The organism is Streptomyces sp. NPDC059816 (assembly GCF_042732055.1).
Classification (GTDB): domain Bacteria; phylum Actinomycetota; class Actinomycetes; order Streptomycetales; family Streptomycetaceae; genus Streptomyces.
Genome location: NZ_JBHWIQ010000027.1, coordinates 33,911 through 46,671 on the forward strand (window position 1 = coordinate 33,911; position 12,761 = coordinate 46,671).

General features: G+C 71.9%; 14 protein-coding genes. 6 read left to right on the forward strand and 8 right to left on the reverse strand.

The features are described 5' to 3' along the window. Positions 1-47: 47 nt before the first annotated feature. Complete coding sequence (locus ACFV88_RS28980; protein WP_385494922.1) at positions 48-263, forward strand: hypothetical protein; 216 nt, start codon at positions 48-50, stop codon at positions 261-263. Positions 264-277: 14 nt separating this feature from the next. On the opposite strand, the gene ACFV88_RS28985 is transcribed toward ACFV88_RS28980, so the two are convergent. The 3 genes from ACFV88_RS28985 to ACFV88_RS28995 form a co-directional block, all read right to left on the reverse strand. Then, positions 278-1,792: a DUF2637 domain-containing protein gene (locus ACFV88_RS28985; protein ID WP_385494923.1), complete on the reverse strand. Its 1,515-nt coding sequence runs from the start codon at positions 1,790-1,792 to the stop codon at positions 278-280. Positions 1,793-1,937: 145 nt separating this feature from the next. Then, the gene (locus ACFV88_RS28990) at positions 1,938-2,825 is read right to left on the reverse strand and encodes a DUF3558 family protein (RefSeq protein WP_385494925.1); all 888 of its coding nucleotides are present in this window, start codon (positions 2,823-2,825) and stop codon (positions 1,938-1,940) included. Positions 2,826-2,947: 122 nt separating this feature from the next. Then, positions 2,948-3,832: a DUF3558 domain-containing protein gene (locus ACFV88_RS28995; protein ID WP_385494926.1), complete on the reverse strand. Its 885-nt coding sequence runs from the start codon at positions 3,830-3,832 to the stop codon at positions 2,948-2,950. 216 nt (positions 3,833-4,048) lie between these two features. Between ACFV88_RS28995 and ACFV88_RS29000 the strand changes: the two genes are divergently transcribed. Next, complete coding sequence (locus tag ACFV88_RS29000; RefSeq protein WP_385494927.1) at positions 4,049-5,242, forward strand: RtcB family protein; 1,194 nt, start codon at positions 4,049-4,051, stop codon at positions 5,240-5,242. 31 nt (positions 5,243-5,273) lie between these two features. Here the strand turns inward: ACFV88_RS29000 and ACFV88_RS29005 are convergent, their stop codons facing one another. The 3 genes from ACFV88_RS29005 to ACFV88_RS29015 form a co-directional block, all read right to left on the reverse strand. After that, positions 5,274-5,474, reverse strand: a complete 201-nt coding sequence (locus ACFV88_RS29005) for a hypothetical protein (RefSeq protein ID WP_385494928.1) — start codon at positions 5,472-5,474, stop codon at positions 5,274-5,276. Continuing rightward, positions 5,471-6,268 (reverse strand): SDR family NAD(P)-dependent oxidoreductase, encoded by a 798-nt coding sequence (locus tag ACFV88_RS29010; protein WP_385494929.1) that lies wholly within the window; start codon positions 6,266-6,268, stop codon positions 5,471-5,473. Before ACFV88_RS29010 ends, ACFV88_RS29005 begins: the two co-directional genes overlap by 4 nt. 141 nt (positions 6,269-6,409) lie before the next feature. After that, the gene (locus ACFV88_RS29015) at positions 6,410-6,748 is read right to left on the reverse strand and encodes a YnfA family protein (protein ID WP_385494930.1); all 339 of its coding nucleotides are present in this window, start codon (positions 6,746-6,748) and stop codon (positions 6,410-6,412) included. A 198-nt stretch (positions 6,749-6,946) separates the two neighbouring features. Here ACFV88_RS29015 and ACFV88_RS29020 point away from each other — a divergent pair, with 198 nt between their 5' ends. Continuing rightward, the gene (locus tag ACFV88_RS29020; RefSeq protein ID WP_385494932.1) at positions 6,947-7,522 is read left to right on the forward strand and encodes a hypothetical protein; all 576 of its coding nucleotides are present in this window, start codon (positions 6,947-6,949) and stop codon (positions 7,520-7,522) included. A gap of 183 nt (positions 7,523-7,705) precedes the next feature. On the opposite strand, the gene ACFV88_RS29025 is transcribed toward ACFV88_RS29020, so the two are convergent. Then, the gene (locus ACFV88_RS29025; protein WP_385494933.1) at positions 7,706-8,542 is read right to left on the reverse strand and encodes a DUF6597 domain-containing transcriptional factor; all 837 of its coding nucleotides are present in this window, start codon (positions 8,540-8,542) and stop codon (positions 7,706-7,708) included. Positions 8,543-8,625: 83 nt separating this feature from the next. Here ACFV88_RS29025 and ACFV88_RS29030 point away from each other — a divergent pair, with 83 nt between their 5' ends. The 3 genes from ACFV88_RS29030 (at position 8,626) to ACFV88_RS29040 (ending at position 11,316) form a co-directional block, all read left to right on the forward strand. Next, the gene (locus ACFV88_RS29030; protein ID WP_385494934.1) at positions 8,626-9,273 is read left to right on the forward strand and encodes a TIGR03086 family metal-binding protein; all 648 of its coding nucleotides are present in this window, start codon (positions 8,626-8,628) and stop codon (positions 9,271-9,273) included. A 235-nt stretch (positions 9,274-9,508) separates the two neighbouring features. Next, positions 9,509-10,630 (forward strand): LLM class flavin-dependent oxidoreductase, encoded by a 1,122-nt coding sequence (locus tag ACFV88_RS29035; RefSeq protein ID WP_385494935.1) that lies wholly within the window; start codon positions 9,509-9,511, stop codon positions 10,628-10,630. Continuing rightward, positions 10,627-11,316, forward strand: coding sequence for an FMN reductase (locus tag ACFV88_RS29040; protein ID WP_385494936.1), 690 nt, complete (start codon positions 10,627-10,629; stop codon positions 11,314-11,316). Before ACFV88_RS29035 ends, ACFV88_RS29040 begins: the two co-directional genes overlap by 4 nt. 124 nt (positions 11,317-11,440) lie before the next feature. Here the strand turns inward: ACFV88_RS29040 and ACFV88_RS29045 are convergent, their stop codons facing one another. Continuing rightward, a complete protein-coding gene (locus ACFV88_RS29045) occupies positions 11,441-12,733 on the reverse strand; it encodes a glycosyltransferase family 4 protein (RefSeq protein WP_385494937.1) in 1,293 nt (430 codons plus the stop codon). Between the last annotated feature and the right edge of the window lie 28 nt (positions 12,734-12,761).

A 12,761-nucleotide genomic window follows, 5' to 3' on the forward strand; every position in this document is an offset into this window, starting at 1 on the left:
GCCCCGCGCAGGACGAAACGGGTCACCGTCGGGAGGACGGTGGAGGCATGAAGGAATTCCTCGCCATCGTCGGATGGGTCGTCGGAATCCAGGGCGGGCTCGGACTGTTCGGGCCGGTCTTCGGGGACCAGCCCATGGGCCTGCTCCACCTCTGGTTCGATCTGCCCCCCGCCGTGTACGCCGTACTGCTGGTCGTCGGGCTGCCGTTGGGCGTGTGGGCGGACGTCTCCCGCAAGCGGGACCGGGCGCGGGCTGCGCGCTAGTCGTCCACGAGCTCCTACGCGATGTGGTCCTCGGCCAGCTCGGTGTTGAACCGCTCCCCGAAGGACTTCACATAGCGCTTGAGTGCGGCGTCGCTCTCCTGGACGCTGTACGTCGACTGGAGGTCCGCGCCGAAGCTCCCCGGGGTCGGCATGCTCCCCTGGGCCTTGAAGCTCTGGCGGAAGACCTGGTAGTACGCGTCCTGGCGGGACATGCCCTCCGGGAACCTCGAACGCTCGTCGTCGCCCGCGACCCCGGTCGGCTCCCCTTCCGGATGCGGCAGGACGGCGTCGTCCGGTGCCTGCTCGATGACGTCCCCCGTCCGCGGGCCGGGGACCGTGCCGTGACCGAGCGGACGGGTCTGGTTCGGCCCCGCGGGCACGTGGAACCCCGGCCGCGGGGGCTCGGGCTGCACGTACTCCGTACCCGGGAACCCGGCTTCCGGGTACGGGGGCAGCATGTCGTCGGGCAGGGACGCCTCGGGGTCCTCGGGCCACAGGTCGTCGCGCCACAGGTCCTCGGGCCGCATGCTCTCCGCACGCCGGGGGGCCCGGTGCCCGTCCTCGTCCTCGTACCGCTCGTCCGGTTCGAACGTGGGGTCGTAGCCGCCCGCGTAGGGCTTCTGCGGCTGCGGGTCCTTGAACCACGGGTTGCCGTGCTCGTCGACCCTCTGCGCCGGGCCCCGGTTCGCGGGGGCCGGCCGGTCCGGGCCCCGGTGCTGCGGGGGCGCGGTGCTCGGGGCGGGCGCGAGTTGGCGTTCCGGCTCGTGATCGAGGGCCGGGGCCGGTGCGGTGGGTGCGATCGGGGTGCTCTTGGCCTCGGCTGCGGGCAGCACGGCCGGTTCGATGCCGGCGGCGGCGAGACCCGCGGGGGCGGTCTCGGCCAGCGGGACCCCGTAGCGCGCGAGCCGCAGCGGCATCAGGGACTCCACCGGGGCCTTGCGCCGCCACGCGCGACCGAAGCGGGAGCGCAACCGCGCCTGGTAGACGAGCCGGTCCTGTTCCAGCCGGATCACCTGGTCGTAACTGCGCAGCTCCCACAGCTTCATCCGGCGCCACAGCAGGAACGTCGGCAGCGGCGACAGCAGCCACCGGGTCAGCCGGACGCCCTCCATGTGCTTGTCCGCGGTGATGTCCGCGATCCGGCCCACCGCGTGCCGGGCCGCCTCCACGGAGACGACGAACAGCACCGGGATCACGGAGTGCATGCCCACGCCCAGCGGATCGGGCCAGGCCGCCGCGCCGTTGAACGCGATCGTCGCCAGGGTCAGCAGCCACGCCGTCTGCCGCAGCAACGGGAACGGGATGCGTATCCAGGTCAACAGCAGGTCGAGCGCGAGCAGTACGCAGATGCCCGCGTCGATGCCGATCGGGAACACGTAGCTGAAGTTCCCGAAGCCCTTGGCCAGGGCGAGTTCGCGCACCGCCGCATAGGAACCGGCGAAGCCGATGCCGGCGATGATGACCGCGCCGGCGACGACCAGCCCGATGAGAATGCGGTGGGTCCGCGTCAGCTCAAGTGGTTCGGCCACCGTCGCCCCCTCCCTGCGCCGCCTGTGTTGCCGCGCCCTCGCCCTGCCGTGTGAGGCTGTTGCGCGCAACAGAGTGGCACACCTGTGCGGGTGGTCGCCGCCGCGGTGCCCTTCCCGACCTCCCCTGACCAGGGCCGGGCGTGGGCTAAGCGGCCTTCTGGGGCTTGCTCTTGTCGGGGGACCGCGAGATGCCGCTGCCCGAGCCGCCGCCGGTCTTGCCCTCTTCGGAACCCTTGTCGCCCGTGCCGTTCTTCTTCTTGTTCTTGCCGTCGCCGTCCTTGTCGGCGTCGGCGGACTGCTCGTTGGCGGCGACGACCGCGGCCACCGCTTCCTTGGCCGCCTTCTGGGCCGCCTTCGTCAGGGTGTCGGCGCTCGGGGTCGTGTCACCGGCGAGGCCCGCACCGTTGTAGTCGACCGTCACGACGACGTTCTCGACGCGCGCCACGACCGTGTTCTGCTTGAAGGTGCCTTCCTTCTTCTTCAGGTCGTACGCCACCCGCTGCGCCTCGTCGCCCGTGCCGCTCAGCGGGGCGGTGGCGAGCTTCTTCGCCCCGCTCGTGCCCTGGGCGTCCGTGATCTGCTTGCCCAGGTACTCCTTGGCGAGCTTCGCGCCGGAACCGCGGTTCTGGTCGGACTCGAAGCGCAGCAGCGAGACGTTCAGCCAGCGGAACTGCGAACCCTTGACCCCGTTGTTGTCGAGGCTGCTCCACGAGCACGTGCCGCGCGTCGCCGTGTCGTCGGAGGTGCTGGCCTTGCCCGCCCCGGCCTTCGGGGCGAGTTCCCCGCGGGTCGTCTTCGACAGCGTCTCGCACGGGTCGGGCAACTTCGCGTAGGCGGCTTCCTCGACAGGCGGGGGCGCGGAGTCCGGGGTGGTGGAGCCGGACGCCGGGGCGCTGGACGCGCTGCCCTTCTTCGCGTCGTCGGAGCCGGAGTCCGACCCGGAGTCGGACGAGCAGCCGGCCGCGCCGATGATCACCGTCGCGGTGGCCGCGCAGACGAGGACGCGGGTGAGTCGCTGTGCTGGTCGGTGCATGGTTCCTTCACTCGTGACGCGGTGGATCAGTGGGCCTTGCGGATGGTCCGAGGGGTCACGGTACGCCGAACGGGTGACGGGCGGGTTCGCAACACCCCCTGCGGGGACGGGCCGGACCGCCGTCAGTTGCTCAGTCGGTCGGCCAGCCGGGCGGCGAGGTTCCGCGCCCTGTCCTGCATGTCCTTGCTGTCGGGCTGTTCGCCGGCGAGCGTCGGCTGGGCCTCGTAACCGATGGTCACGATGACGTTCGACGTGCGGAACACCACAGTCACCTCGCGGTGCTGGGCGGAGCCCGAGGAAGTGGCGGCGTCGTCGATGAAGGCGGCGTCGCCGAGGTCGTCGAGGACGCGGGGGAGCAACTCGTCCGCGGAGTCGGTGTCGGTGCCGGTGCCGGTGTCCGCGTCGCCGCCGGTGCCGGTGTCCGTGTCGGCCGTGGGGTCGTCCGAGGCCGCGGGTTGCGAACCCGTCCCGTCGTCGGGGGTGCCGGAGGCGTCCGGGGACGTGCTGCCGGCAGGGGAACCGGAGTTCGACGGCGTGTCCGGGGAGGAGCGGGCGGGCTCCGGGATGTCGGCGTCGGACCTCTTCGCCTCGTACACCTCCTGGGCGCGCTCCTCGTCGCTGACCTCTCCGTCGTAGGACACCACCCGGTCCAGGTCGATCAGCAGGTGGTGGGTGGCGTCGACGGACTCGGCCTTCCAACGGCAGCCGACCCGGCGGTCGGTGTCGTAGGTGGCGGTCGCCGTGCCCTCGTAGGCCTTGTTCCGCTGTTCCTCGTCGGCGATCTCCTTGATCCCGGGGAGCAGGGAGTCCAGGGTGCTGCGATTGAGGGCGCCGCAGGGTTCGGGCAGGGTGCGGTAGCGGCCGGGTTCGGCGGCGGGCACGGAGGCGCCGGGCCCGCCCTGCTTGGCGTCACCGGCCGAGCCGTTCGCTTCGGAGCCGCTGGTGCAGCCCGCGAGCAGGGCCGTGAGGAGTACGGCGACGCCCGGTACGTACGCCTTCCGCTGCACGGTGGTGTTCCTCTCGACGGGGGTGCGCCAGGCAGGCGCGGGGGCGCGGCCGGGTCCCCGGGAGGGCTTAATCGCTTGCCGCAGGGGACGGTCCGGCCGACACAATGTGTATCGCACGCACGGCCGTGAATGCCGGTCCAGCATCCTTTTCCTTGACCTTGGCGCCGGTATTTGCGTTTTCGGGCATTTGTCTAACTACGGGGTTAAGAGGGCGTTATGTCGTACGTGGAGCTTGAGGGGGCCGGGGTACCGATCCGGATGTGGGCGGACCCGGCGACCGTCGAGGACGGGGCACTGCGACAGCTCCAGAACGTGGCGACGCTGCCCTGGATCAAGGGTCTCGCCGTGATGCCGGACGTCCACTACGGCAAGGGCGCCACGGTGGGTTCGGTGATCGCGATGCGGGACGCGGTGTGTCCGGCCGCGGTCGGGGTGGACATCGGCTGCGGGATGTCGGCGGTCCGGACCTCGCTGACGGCGGGTGACCTGCCGGGCGACCTGTCCCGGCTGCGCTCGAAGATCGAGGAGGCCATCCCGGTCGGCCGCGCCATGCACGACGAGGCGGTGGATCCGGGGCGGTTCCACGGCTTCGCCACCGCGGGCTGGAACGACTTCTGGACCCGGTTCGGCGGGATCGCCGAGGCGGTGCACTTCCGCCAGGACCGGGCGGCCAAACAGATGGGGACGCTCGGGGGCGGCAACCACTTCGTCGAGGTGTGCATCGACACGGACGACGCGGTGTGGCTGATGCTGCACTCGGGTTCGCGCAACATCGGCAAGGAACTCGCCGAGCACCACATCGGCATCGCGCAGTCCCTGCCGCACAACCGGGGCATCGTCGACCGTGACCTCGCGGTCTTCGTCGCGGACACCCCGCAGATGGCCGCCTACCGCAATGACCTCTTCTGGGCGCAGGAGTACGCGAAGTACAACCGTGCGCTGATGATGTCGCTGCTGCGGGACGTGGTCCGCAAGGAGTTCCGCAAGGCCAAGGTCGGGTTCGAACCGGAGATCTCCTGCCACCACAACTACGTGGCCGAGGAGCGGTACGACGGCATGGACCTGTTGGTCACCCGCAAGGGCGCGATCCGTGCCGGGTCCGGGGACTACGGGATCATCCCCGGGTCCATGGGCACCGGCTCGTACATCGTGCGCGGGCTCGGCAACGAGAAGTCGTTCAACTCGGCCTCCCACGGGGCGGGCCGGCGGATGAGCCGCAGTGCGGCGAAGCGGCGGTTCTCCGTCCAGGACCTGGCGGACCAGACCCGGGGCGTCGAATGCCGCAAGGACGCCGGCGTGGTGGACGAGATCCCCGGCGCGTACAAGCCGATCGAGCACGTCATCGAGCAGCAGCAGGACCTGGTGCAGGTGGTGGCGAAGCTGAAGCAGGTCGTCTGCGTCAAGGGCTGAGCCGTCGGGACGGCCGGTCCGCCCCGGTGGGCTACTTGCCGTGGCGGACCGCGTAGATCATGACGAAGGCGACCAGGTGGATGCCGAAGAGGAAGTAGGCGAGGTACCACCAGACGTGGCGCTCGGTGCGCTTCTCCTCGGCGCGGCGGCGCCCGTCCGCTTCGCTGTCGGTGGGCGGGGCCGGGCGGGCGGCGGGGTCGTCGGGGCCGGGGTCCTCCGGGCCGGTGGTCATCGGACCCGGTGGACCTTGGTGTTGGACGCCTGGGCGCGGGGGCGCACCACCAGCAGGTCGATGTTGACGTGGCTCGGGCGGGTGACCGTCCAGGCGATGGTGTCGGCCACGTCGTCCGCGGTGAGGGGTTCGGCCACCCCTTCGTAGACCTTCGCGGCCTTCTCCTCGTCGCCCCGGAACCGGGTCTTCGCGAACTCGTCCGTGCGGACCATGCCGGGCGCCACCTCGACGACCCGCACCGGGCGCCCCACGATCTCCAGTCGGAGCGTCTCGGCGAGGACGTGCTCGGCGTGCTTCGCCGCGACGTACCCGCCGCCGCCCTCGTACGCGGCGTGGCCCGCGGTGGACGACACGATCACCACCGTGCCGTCGCCGCTCGCCTCCAGCGCCGGGAGGAGGCACTGGGTGACGTGCAGGGTGCCGAGGACGTTCGTCTCGTACATCTGGCGCCAGTCCGCCGGGTCGGCCGTCGCCACCGGGTCGGCGCCGAGTGCTCCGCCGGCGTTGTTCACCAGGACCGCGCAGTGGTCCAGGGTCGCCGCGAAGGACTCCACGGCGGCGCGGTCGGTGACGTCCAGCGGGTGGGCCGTGGCCTGGTGGCCGGCCGCGGTCAGCTCCGCCGCCAGGTCCGCTATCCGTTCCTTGCGGCGGGCGGTGAGCACCACCCGGAACCCCTCGGCGGCGAGTCGGCGGGCGGTGGCCGCGCCGATGCCGCTGCTGGCTCCGGTCACGACCGCCGTGCGCCCCGGCGGGGGCGCGCCGTGGGGGAGGGTACTGGCGTCCGGGCGGGTCATGACGGGACTCCTCGGCCTGGGGCGGCTGGTGGCGCGGCTGCGTCGCCGGGATTCAGGATAGGCGGGTCCGGCGCGCACCGTTCGGGCCTGTGGATAACTTTCGGCGACACCCCGCTGACCAGCGCGGACGCCCCGATCGCCTCAGCTGCCGCTCCGGGGCGCGTACATGATCACGGCCATGCCGGCGAGGCAGATCAGAGCCCCCGTCACGTCCCATCGGTCCGGCCGGTAGCCGTCCGCGACCATGCCCCAGGCGATCGAACCGGCGACGAAGACACCCCCGTAGGCGGCGAGGACACGGCCGAACTCGGCGTCGGGCTGGAGGGTGGCGACGAATCCGTACGCGCCGAGAGCGATGATCCCGGCGCCGATCCACACCCAGCCCCGGTGTTCCCGCACCCCCTGCCAGACCAGCCAGGCGCCGCCGATCTCGAAGAGGGCGGCGATGACGAAGAGCAGGACGGAGCGGGCGGTGAGCATGGGGAGAGGCTGCCACGTCGCCGGGACACGTCACCTGTTGGGTGGCGCCTGGGGCGTGCGTGGCGGGGGATACATCCCCGTGATGCATCGGATCGTATGACCGGACCGGACCGGACCGGACCGGACTAGACTAGACCGGACCAGACCTGATCGGACCGGACTAGACCGGACCGGTATGAGGGTGAGGAGTGGGGCGCGGTGCGCGGACGGGGACACGGCCACGGCCGGGAGTGCGGACACACGTACGGCCACGGCCGCCGCGGGACCGGGTGGCGTCCGGTCCGTGGTGTGCTGGCGGCGTGCCTGGTGGGCACCGTGGTGCTCGGCACGGCCGCCGCGGGACCGCTGCCGACGGGGGCGGCCCCCGGCGACGGACCGGACTCGCCGGTGTCGGAGGCCGACCTGGCGCAGCACGGCAGCGCGTCGATGGCGCAGGGCCGGGTGAGCCTGCGGTTCACCCCGCAGAACTTCGGGCCCTCCGACATCAGCGACGCGACGACCCGACTCGACTGGTCGGTGCCGCTCGCCGACGAGCAGACCCTCCCGGCGCGGTGCGTGCGCGCGGGCCGGGCCGCGCTGGTGTGCCGGACCGGCGGGCTGACGGCGGGCGGCCTCGGTGACCCCGTCGACCTGGCGGTCCGGCTGGAGGGTGCGCCGACGGAGGTGCTCCTACGGATCGACACCCTGTGGAACGGCGGCGCACGGGACGACAACCCGGACAACCACCGGCACGAGGTGCTGGTGCTGGAGACGGGCGACGTCTACCACTTCTGAGGCACACCGGCACTTCTGATGCGCATCGGACCGGCCGGGAGCCCTTCAGGGGCGCGAGGAACTGCACGGGCAACCACCGCCCACCCGCACACGAGCACCCGATGGGGGCGCGGGGAACTGCGCAGAACGACAGCGCACCCGCACCCGCACCCGACAGCGCACCGCCAGGTGAACGCACCTCCGTCAGCGCGCCGCGTGGGCGGTCGGGGGGACGCCGACCGTCGCGGTGAAGTCGCGGACCAGATGGGCCTGGTCCGCGTAGCCGAGGTCGGCCGCGAGCCCCGCCCAGTCCACCGCCCGCTCGTCCTCGGCGCGCTCCAGGGCCTCGTGGATGCGGTAGCGGAGGATGACCCACTTGGGTCCGACCCCGACGTACGCGGCGAACAGCCGTTGCATCGTGCGGACCGGCATGTCCTGGTCGCGGGCGAAGTCGCCGACCCGGCGGATCGACCGGTCCCGGCGGATGAGGTCGACCAGGTCGGTGGCCAGGGTGGCCTGCGGGTCGGCTTCGGGGCCCCGACCGTGCGGGCCGAGCCCTCGGAGGAAGGCGTCGAGCGCCGCCACGCGTGCCCGGTCGTCCTCGGGGGTGAGGACGGCGTGCAGGGCGGTGGTGAGCGCGGGTGCGTGCGCGGGCTCGTCGAAGACCGCGGGCGGGGCGAGACGGCGTCCGGTCCACTCGGCGGCGGGCGCGTGCGGGGCGAAGGGGCGGAAGCCGCCCGGACGGAACTGGATGCCGCAGACGCGTCCGGTGGCCGCCAGTTCCTGGGTGAACAGGTCGAGTCCGACGCCCGCCACCTCGCAGAACGGCTGCTGGCCCGCGTAGTGCTGGAAGACGATGTTGACGCAGGGGTGGGGGACGACATGGGTCGCGTAGGGCCGTGGCAGGTCCCAGTCGATCAGCCAGTAGTGCTCCAGGTAGGGGCGTAGGTCGGCGGCGGGTTCGTGGCGGCGGAAACGTACGTGGTTGAGCAGGTCGGCGGCGTTCACGATGCCCCGGGTGTCACGGCGTGGCGCTGACATGGGGGAATCGTAAGCGGGGGTGCTCGCGAAGAGCTGTCGCGTTTGTTCAAGCCGCGGCCGTGGCGCGTTCTTACGGTGAACGTATGAGTGATCTTCGTACCGCACCGGAGTCCGGTGCCCCCGCGCTGGGCGTGCTCCTCGACGCCTCAGGTCGCCAGGCGGTGGACCTGGTCCGGGCGCTGCCCGACGCCTCGCTGACCCGCCGCACCCCGTGCGCCGACTACGACGTGCGGGCCCTGCTGGACCACCTCTTCCACGTGGTGGTCCAGTTCCGGGAGCTGGCGCTGAAGCAGCCGTCCGACTTCAGCGCCACGCCCGAGCGGGTGGCGGTGGCCGCCGACTGGCGCGAGGGGTTCGCCGCGGCGGTGGCGGAGCTGGTGGGGGCGTGGTCGCTGCCCGGCGCGGAGGAGGGCACCACGGGGGCGCTGGACATGCCGGCGCGGACGGTGGGGTGCATGGCGCTGCTCGACCTCACGGTGCACGCCTGGGACCTCGCCCGGGCCCTGGAGGTGCCCTACCGGCCCGATCCGGACGGTACGGGCGTGGTGCCGGTGCTGGAGCGGGCGGTGGCGGAGCTGGGACCGACGGCGCGCCGGATGGGGATGATGGGGGAGCCGGTGGCCGTGCCGCAGGGGGCCGAGGCGTTCGAACGGCTGCTGGCCGCGACGGGGCGTGACCCGCGGTGGGCCCCGTCGGCCCGGGGGTCGGCGCCGGGGGAGCCGGAGTCGTAGGCGCCCCTCGGCAGGCGCGGTGCTACGGAACGTGATGAGGGTCCGGTGGGGCGGTGGATCGCCCGCCGGGCCCTCGTGCGTGCGGCGGTCCGGGGAAGTGCGGCGGCCCGGGACGTGCGGCGGGCGGTGTCGGGTGCGGGGTGCGTGCGGGGCGGGGGTGCGGGAATACCTGGGGGTGGGGTACGGTTCGGACTGATGTAGTTGAACAATCAACCACTTCGAAGGGTGAGTAGCCATGCAGTTCGGAATCTTCTCCGTCGGGGACGTCACGCCGGATCCGACGACCGGGCGTCTCCCCACCGAGCACGAGCGGATCAACGCGATGACGTCCATCGCGCTGAAGGCCGAAGAGGTCGGGCTCGACGTCTTCGCGATGGGTGAGCACCACAACCCGCCGTTCGTCCCCTCCTCGCCGACGACCATGCTCGGCTGGATCGCCGCCCGCACCGAGAACCTGATCCTCTCCACCTCCACCACCCTCATCACCACCAACGACCCGGTGAAGATCGCCGAGGACTACGCGATGCTCCAGCACCTCGCGAACGGTCGCATCGACGTGATGATGGGCCGCGGCAACACCGGCCCGGTGTATCCGTGGTTCGGTCAGGACATCCGGCAGGGCATCCCGCTGGCCATCGAGAACTACGCGCTGCTGCACCGCCTGTGGCGCGAGGACGTGGTCGACTGGGAGGGCAAGTTCCGTACGCCGCTCCAGTCGTTCACCTCGACCCCGCGTCCGCTGGACGGGGTGCCGCCCTTCGTGTGGCACGGTTCGATCCGCTCCCCGGAGATCGCGGAACAGGCCGCGTACTACGGTGACGGCTTCTTCCACAACAACATCTTCTGGCCCAAGCAGCACACCGAGCGGATGGTGGAGCTCTACCGCGACCGGTACGCCCACTACGGGCACGGCACGGCCGAGCAGGCCATCGTCGGACTCGGCGGACACGTGTTCCTGCGGAAGAACTCGCAGGACGCGATCCGGGACTTCCGTCCGTACTTCGACAACGCGCCGGTCTACGGGCACGGCCCGTCGCTGGAGGAGTTCTCCCAGCAGACGCCGCTGACCGTGGGTTCGCCGCAGGAGGTCATCGAGAAGACGCTGTCCTTCCGCGAGTACGCGGGCGACTACCAGCGTCAACTGTTCCTCGTCGACCACGCGGGACTGCCGCTCAAGACGGTCCTGGAGCAGCTGGACCTGCTCGGTGAGGAGGTCGTCCCGGTGCTGCGCAAGGAGTTCGCCAAGAACCGCCCGGCGAGCGTGCCGGACGCGCCGACCCACGCCAGCCGGCTCGCCGCGGCGCGCGCCGCCGACACCAGTGACAGCAACGACACGCAGGAGGTGACGACCGCATGAAGCTCGTGGTCGTTTCCGCGGGACTGAGCGTCCCCTCGTCCACCCGGCTGCTCGCCGACCGGCTCACCGAGTCGACGGTGCGGCGGGCGCCCGGTACGGACGTCGAGGTGATCGAACTGCGGGACCTCGCCGTCGAGATCGCGCACAACTTCGTCACCGGCTTCCCGGGGCCCGCCCTGGAGTCGGCCCTGGAGTCGGTGGCGCAGGCGGACGCGCTGATCGTGGTGTCGCCCGTGTTCTCCGCCTCCTACAGCGGACTGTTCAAGTCGTTCTTCGACGTGATCGACAAGGACGCGCTGACCGGGAAGCCGGTGCTCATCGGCGCCACCGGGGGCACCGGACGGCACTCGCTGGTGCTCGACCACGCCCTACGGCCGCTGTTCGGGTACCTGCGGGCCGTGGTCCTGCCGACCGGCGTCTACGCCGCGTCCGAGGACTGGGGAGCCGAAGGGCTCGCCGAGCGGATCGAGCGGGCCGCCGGGGAACTCGTGGCCCTCACGGCGCCGCGGGACCGGGCGGCCTCCGCCGAGGTGCCTGCGCAGGACCGGGGTGACGGCCCGGCCGCCCCGGCCGGCGGGGCGCCCCGCACGGTCGGCTCGATCGAGGACCGGCCGCTCGGCACCGGATCCCTCAAGGACCGGGTCGTGCCCTTCGAGCAGCAGCTCGCCGCGCTGAAGGTGCGGTGACGGACCCCTCCGCCGGGTCGTACCCGCGGCCCGCGCCGTGGATACGGCCCGGGCCGCGGGCAACCGCCCCGCAGGGGGGCGTCCCGTGTAGGTGACGCAGTCATGACCGCCGCGTGCGCGGGGGTCAGGCCCGGGAACGCGCCGGGCTCGGCCCCCGCAGCAGATCGCGCAGCCACCGTGCCGCGCGCCATCGCCGCACCCGTCGTATGAGGGCGCGACGTCTGCGCATCAGCGAGGCGACGTACCGGGCGCGGGTGCGTTGCCAGTTCCGCCGGCCCCGGCTGGCCCCCAGATCGTCGAACAACAGTTCGTAACGATCGACGATCGGTCCCGGGTCGTAGCGCCGGGCGCTCTCCAGCGCGGCGGCGGCCATCTCCCGACGCCCCGACTCGTCGTCGATCAGGGCGAGCATGGCCTCGGCCAGCGCACGGGCGTCCCCCATCGGGACGAGCCTGCCGTTGACGCCGTCGCGGATGATCTCGGCGGGCCCGAGCGGGCAGTCCGTACTGACCACCGGCACCCCGCAGCGCATCGCCTCGACCAGCGTCATCCCGAAGGACTCGGCGTCCGAGGCGCTGACCAGCAGCGACGCCTTGGCGAACTCCGGCTCGATCGGCGAGTGCGGACCCATCAACGTGGCCCGGCCGGCCAGCTCCAGCCGATCGATCTGCCGCTGCAACCGCTCCTGCTGCGCCCCGCCCCCGTAGATCCGCAGCCGCCAGTCCGGCTGCTTGTCGGAGACCTGCCGGAACGCGTCAAGCAGCAGGTCGAACCGTTTCCCCTTGGCGAGTCGCCCGGCCGCGGCGATGACCTTGGCGGAACCGTCGGAGGGGGTCACGTCCGTGGCCGGCACGATGTTCGGCACCGCGATCACCGGGACGCCCGGCAGCCGCATCTTCGCCTGGTAGGTGGCGGCGTCCGCCTCCGTGATCGTCACCAGCGCGTCGAGGGTGCGGTAGTGGCGGGCGAGCACCCCGCGCAACGGCTTTTCGTGGGCGTCGTGCCGCAGGTGCTCCTGGGCGATCCGCAGGGCACCGGGGGGCCCGAAACGTGCCAGATACACATTTATCCCGGGCCGCGTCCCGATGACGATGTCCGCGGTACAGCCCTTCAGATACTCCCGTACGCGCAGGTCCACCAGCCGGCTGTACTGGTGGTGACGCGTGTCTTCGACGGGAAAATCGCGGGCGGGTTCGGAGAATTCCGGGAGGGCCGCGTCCGGTCCGTCCTCGCGCATGTCCACCAGCGGGACGAGCCGGACCCCCGGGGGCGTCACGAACCGGGGCTTCTCGCGGTGCCGCATCATCGACACGATCTCCACGTCGTGTCGTTCGGCGAGCGCACCCGCGAGGTTGAGGGTCACCCGGACGGTGCCCCCGATGGCGTATCCGTTGTGCAGCAGGAAAGCGATCTTCATGCGCCAGCCCCCCGTACCGGTCGGTCCC